Source organism: Mycobacterium sp. NAZ190054 (assembly GCF_001545925.1).
Taxonomy (GTDB): domain Bacteria; phylum Actinomycetota; class Actinomycetes; order Mycobacteriales; family Mycobacteriaceae; genus Mycobacterium.
Genome location: NZ_LMVQ01000251.1, coordinates 1 through 5,462, shown reverse-complemented (window position 1 = coordinate 5,462; position 5,462 = coordinate 1). Strand labels below are relative to the sequence as shown.

The window sequence follows — 5,462 nt, the reverse complement described above, 5'->3', positions numbered from 1 at the left end:
GCACGAGTACGCCGATCAGTGGCTCGAACTGAGTGTGGCACCAACCGAGGGTGTCGCGGTCGGCTTGGCACACGACGCTCACCGCCTCGACGAGATCGACCAACTGCTCGCACTCGACCAGACCCTGACCGCGATCAAATCCAGTAGGGAGGCGTTCGAGGCCAGCTCGGTGACCGGCCGAGCCACACTGCGGACGGTGGAAGAGGCCTTCGGCGTCCAGGGGCACGCGTATGCCGACGCGACTCGCAGCGGAACCGCGGCCGGCCACGCAGCCATCGTGTTCGGGGTGTACGCCCGAGCCCACAATGTGGCACGGGAGACGGCGGTGAGCGCCTACCTGTTCACCGCGTACTCGAATCTGGTGGGCGTGGTGGGCAGGTTGCTACCTCTCGGGCAACGTGATGTACAAGGACTGCTGGCCGACAGCCGCGACCTGGTGCAGCGTTGCGCCGACAGGGCGGCCACCATGACCCTCGACGACATCTGTTCCATGACTCCACTCCTGGAGATCGCCGGCATGCGCCATGAGCGCTTGACCACGCGACTCTGCATCTCATGAAAGGACTGCTCCAATGCGTAAACCGATTCGTCTCGGCGTCGGAGGCCCCGTCGGTTCCGGCAAGACCGCACTAATCGAACGGTTGGCCCGGAAGATGTCGGTCAATCATTCTGTGGCAGCGATCACCAATGACATCTTTACCCGTGAAGACGCCGAATTCCTCACCCGCAGTGGGGCATTACCGCCAGACCGAATCATAGGCGTGGAAACCGGCGGTTGCCCGCACACCGCCATCCGTGAGGACGTCTCGATGAACCTGCATGCGGTGGACACCATGGTGGGCCGTCACCCCGACCTCGACCTGATCTTCGTCGAAAGCGGAGGTGACAACCTGGCTGCCACCTTCAGCCCCGATCTCGTCGATGCCCACATCTATGTCATCGACGTCTCCGGCGGCGACAAGATCCCGCGCAAGGGCGGACCTGGAGTCACCAAGTCGGACCTGTTGGTAATCAACAAAATCGACCTGGCCGAGATGGTTCGCGCCAGCCTCGATGTGATGCACCGCGACTCCCTCAAGCAGCGTGGGGAGCGGCCGTTCTTGTTCACCGATCTAATGTCCGAGAAGGGCTTAGACAACGTGATCGAGTGGATCGAACGCGACCTCATGTTCCTCGATGCCGCATTGCCGCGATGACAGCTGTCGCCCTGGGCGCATCCGCCGTCGGCTCCGGTGAGATCGGCAAACACGGATCTCTGTTCGTCCGCGCAAAGGTCGAATGCGGACAGACACGCCTGCAGCCCACTTTTCGGCGGATCCCCTACCAATGGCACGGCGCCCACTACCAGGACAACGACGATCAACCGTTCCTGCTGGTGCAGAACTCCGGTGGCGGATTTGTTGAAGGCGACAGCGGACTGTTCCAACTCACCATGGACTCGGGAACCCGGGTCCTGGTCACCACGACCGAAGCCACCAAGTTCTACCGCTGCGAAAACGGTGGCGGAGCCGTTGAGTCCTACCGGTTCGACGTGGCCCCTGACGCTCTGCTGGAGTACCTGCCCGATGAGGTGATCCCGTATGCCGGTTGCCGGGCGGTGCGCGACACCCGCTTCTCGCTGACCGCCACCTCGCGGCTGTTCGCGGCAGAGGTAACGGTCGCCGGGCGCGTACACTTCCGCCACGACGAACTGTTCGGCTTCTCGGCGCTGAGGTCCCGCTTCCAAGTCGATGTGGACAGCGTGCCCCGGTATCTCGACAACCTGATCGCCGAGGACGCCGACGTCCCCAAGATCGCTCGTGCCTGGGGCGGGGACTGCGTGCTCGGCACGATCGTGGTCTACGGGCATCCTGACGATGCGCTGGCCGCGCGGGTCGAGGCCGCCCTCTCCGCCGACGGCTCGATCCGAGCAGGCGCGAGCGTGCGTCGCGATGTGCTCGCCGTGCGCATCCTCGGTTCAGACACGTGGCGTGTGCATGATGCGGTATACGAGGTGTGGCGACTGGTCCGGCCTCACCTGGCCGGAAAGGCGGCGCGGCGGATAGTGAAGTGCTGAGCGCACCGCGGCTGCGCTCAACGCCCGGTTCAGCTGTTTCTTGATTCCCGCTTTCCGCACACAGCCGCCCTTCTGGTGGGGTCGGCTGGCACCATCGCCCGTCACCGTCCTGGCCGACCCCGTAACCCGCTTCGATCGGCCGACGACCGTGCTGTGGGTGACGACGCCCGGGAACGGCTACTGAGGCCGGTAACATTCGGACATGATTGGTACCCGAGCTTCGATGCCATCGCCGACCTTCACCGGCTCGCGGACCGACTGCGCGACGCCGACGTCGAGTTCGTCATCAAGCCGTACGTGCGATTCAAGGGCGAGGGGGGTGAGCAGTGGACGATGTTCCTGCGCGATCCCGCCGGAAACGCACTGGAGTTCAAGGCGTTCGCCGACGACGCGCAGGTGTTCGCGACATAGCACCGGCTGAGTATCCTTGGCCCATGCCAGGTGCCACGGGAACCACCGCAATCAGCGGGTACGAGGCACGCTGGCAACAACACAACGTCGAGCGGCGGACACAGATTCTGCAGGCGGCGATCGAACTGATCGAGGAGAGTCCGTCCGATGCCGGCTTCTCCGTGCAGAGCATCGCCAAGCGGGCGGGGCTGGCGAAGTCGGTGGTCTACCGTCAGTTCAGCAGTAAGGACGAACTGGAACGCCGCGTTCGCTCGTATCTGGTCAGCGACTTCGCGGCGGTGCTGGACGCCAAGCTCGACATTACGACCGGTTCGCTGCGTGAAATTCTCAGCCGCACAGTGGAATCGGTCGTCGATTGGATGCTCGATCACCCGCGGCTGCACGAATTTGCCCGCCGCGGACCCACTTTCGAGGGCGACGGCTCCCTGGATGCGGTGAGCGAGCTCAAGCAGCGCATGACCAGGCGCGCCGAGGGCATCATCGCCGCCATCGCCGGCTCGATCGGGGTCGACGATGCCGCGTTCAAGACCGTTCCGTTCGCCGTGGTGACGATGGTCGAGGCCACGTTGTTCGCGTGGGTTCGTGGCGTCGCGCCGACCCGGTCACGCGAGGAGATGGTCGCCGACCTGGCCGACTACGCCTGGTATGTCCTGGACGGCGCGTCCCGCTCGATCGGACTCGAGGTGAGCCGGGACGAACCGCTGATGGCGGTCGTCGCCGCGCTCACGGGTAAGTAGTTGCGGCGTCAGGCGATTGAGGCTGCCCTGCGATCCGGCTCGCCACGGTACCGGGCGGGCTCGCCGTCGATGCCGCAGCGCTTCCACGCCCAGCGGCCGACCCGGTTCCGCAAGCCGATCTCTTCGCTCAGCGCCCGTGTCTCGGCGAAGTAGCCGACCAGGATCTTGCGCGAATGCGGGCTGCGCCAGAACGCTTCTTTGATGACCTCTTCCGGAATGTCGAACTGCTCGCGAAACGACTTCGGTGGAGCCATGATCTCGTGCGACAGCCACCGCAGCACCAGCGGGAACGCCAAGCAGGCGAATGCCCGCATGCGCCACGACATCGTCGGCGCATGCGTCTTCATGAACTCATGCGCCCAGGAAATGTGCCGGGCCTCTTCGGCGACGTGGATCTGCATGGTGCGCAGCACCGCCGGCGGGAGCTCGGCACCTTCGCGTAGCAGCGCCTTCTGGAAATGGTCGATCGGCTCCTCACCGGCGAGAATGCCGGCCATGAACCCGATCGGCATCCACTGGCCGAACAGGCCGATGTAGGGCGACAACCGGCGGAACAGCGGCCGCATACCCGGGACGTCCGTTCCGGACCGGTTGATCAGCTCCTGGAACATCTGGATGTGGTTGCACTCTTCGGTCATCTCGTGCAGTGCGTACCGGAACTCGGGCGAGTTGTTGGGCAGCTTCATGATGAACGCCATCAGCCCGCGGATCAGAATGGTCTCGAACGCCGCACCCACCTTGACCGTGTTCAGGGTGCGCCAGCGACCGATCTCGATCTGCCGGTCCAGTGGCTGGCTCTGGTACCACGCCGTCGCACCCAACGGGTCGACGTTCGGGGAGAGCACCCACCGCGGATCGTCGGGGTCGAGCGCCATCTCCGGTGAATCCCAGGCGATATCGAGGTACGGGTCGAAACGCCGGCGCACGGATCCGGCGGACAGCACTTCCAATAGGCCCCGGTAGTCGGATTCGAGTTCGGCGGGGCGGGACAGGAGCGACCGCATCGTTGCCTCCTTGGATGCTGACTGCTGACCGCGAGTTTACCGAGACAAATCGTCCCGGTAAATATCTCAGAGCGTGCGGGCGATGATCTCCTTCATGATTTCGTTGGTGCCGGCATAGATCTTCTGCACGCGCTGGTCGGTCCACATCCTGGCGATGGGGTACTCGGTCATGTAGCCGTAGCCGCCGAACAGCTGCATGCACTCGTCGACGGCCGCCATCGCCCGCTCGGTGGTCCACCACTTGGCCATCGCCACCGTCGGAATGTCGAGTTCGCCCTTGATATGGCGGACGATGCAGTCGTCGATGAACACCCGGCCGATCTTGGTTTCGGTGGCGACCTCGGCGAGCTTGAACTTGGTGTTCTGGAACGCAAAAATCGGTTTGCCGAATGCCTGGCGTTCCTTGGTGTAGCGCAGGGTCTGCTCCAGCGCGGCCTCCATACCCGCGACCGACGCCACCGCGATGATCAGCCGTTCCTGCGGCAACTGCTGCATGAGCTGGACGAAGCCCTGCCCTTCTTCGGCGCCTAGCAGGTTGGTTCAAGTCCGCCTGTTGACAGTTGGTGATGAACGTTTTCGATCCGTTCACCACGTACTCGTCACCGTCGCGGACCGCCTTGGTCTTCACGTTCTGCAGGTCCGAACCGGTACCCGGTTCGGTCATCGCGATCGCGCCGACCACTTCACCGCTGGCCATCTTCGGCAGCCACTGCCGCTTCTGGTCCTCGCTGCCGTAGGCCACCAGGTAGTGGGCGACGATGCCGTTGTGCAGGCTGGCGCCCCACGACGAGTCGCTGATGCGCGCCTGTTCTTCGATCAGCACTGCCTCGTGCGCGAACGTGCCTCCTCCGCCGCCGTACTCCTCGGGCACCGACAGGCACAGCAGCCCCAGTTCGCCGGCCTTGTTCCACAGCTCGCGGTCGACGTGATGCTGCTCGGTGAACTTGTCGATGTTCGGCTGGATCTCCTTCTCCATGAAGGCGCGCGCCAGGTCACGCAGCGCCGCGAGGTCGTCGTCCATCCACAGTGATCGAATCTCGGACATGCAGACCTTTCGACGGCTGGAGAAGGGGGCAGATCGGCCAACCGCTCGGTTGACGCTCGGTAGCAACTTACCGGGACCGGGCGTCGCGGTAAATAGTCTGTCGCGGTCTGACCAGCCCAGCGAAAATTGATTAGCCTGACTTAGGTTGTTCCGCCTACCGTGGGTGGCCGCGCAGCCGAAGCACGGCTGGACCGAGATTCAGGGAGTGT

At 64.2% G+C, this 5,462-nt stretch carries 6 protein-coding genes and 1 pseudogene; 5 read left to right on the top strand and 2 right to left on the bottom strand.

The genetic code is table 11. The annotated features are described in order from the left end of the window. The 5 genes from ASJ79_RS17675 to ASJ79_RS17655 form a co-directional block, all read left to right on the top strand. On the top strand, window positions 1-559 hold a 559-nt coding region (locus tag ASJ79_RS17675), incomplete at its 5' end, for an urease accessory protein UreF (protein ID WP_067957752.1). Window positions 560-572: 13 nt separating this feature from the next. Further along, the gene (gene ureG, locus ASJ79_RS17670; RefSeq protein WP_067957749.1) at window positions 573-1,196 is read left to right on the top strand and encodes an urease accessory protein UreG; all 624 of its coding nucleotides are present in this window, start codon (window positions 573-575) and stop codon (window positions 1,194-1,196) included. Then, entirely contained in the window at window positions 1,193-2,056 is an 864-nt protein-coding gene (locus ASJ79_RS17665) for an urease accessory protein UreD (RefSeq protein ID WP_067957744.1), read from the top strand. The genes ureG and ASJ79_RS17665 overlap by 4 nt, the downstream gene beginning before the upstream one ends. A 153-nt stretch (window positions 2,057-2,209) precedes the next feature. Further along, window positions 2,210-2,467 carry a hypothetical protein gene (locus ASJ79_RS17660; protein ID WP_231750896.1) on the top strand — a complete coding sequence of 86 codons (258 nt, stop codon included), beginning with the start codon at window positions 2,210-2,212 and terminating at the stop codon, window positions 2,465-2,467. A 23-nt stretch (window positions 2,468-2,490) separates the two neighbouring features. Continuing rightward, on the top strand, window positions 2,491-3,204 hold the full coding sequence (locus ASJ79_RS17655; protein ID WP_067957741.1) for a TetR/AcrR family transcriptional regulator: 714 nt from the start codon (window positions 2,491-2,493) through the stop codon (window positions 3,202-3,204). Window positions 3,205-3,212: 8 nt separating this feature from the next. Here the strand turns inward: ASJ79_RS17655 and ASJ79_RS17650 are convergent, their stop codons facing one another. Then, the gene (locus tag ASJ79_RS17650) at window positions 3,213-4,208 is read right to left on the bottom strand and encodes a diiron oxygenase (RefSeq protein WP_067957738.1); all 996 of its coding nucleotides are present in this window, start codon (window positions 4,206-4,208) and stop codon (window positions 3,213-3,215) included. Window positions 4,209-4,274: 66 nt separating this feature from the next. Then, window positions 4,275-5,253: pseudogene (locus ASJ79_RS17645) on the bottom strand (acyl-CoA dehydrogenase family protein). Between the last annotated feature and the right edge of the window lie 209 nt (window positions 5,254-5,462).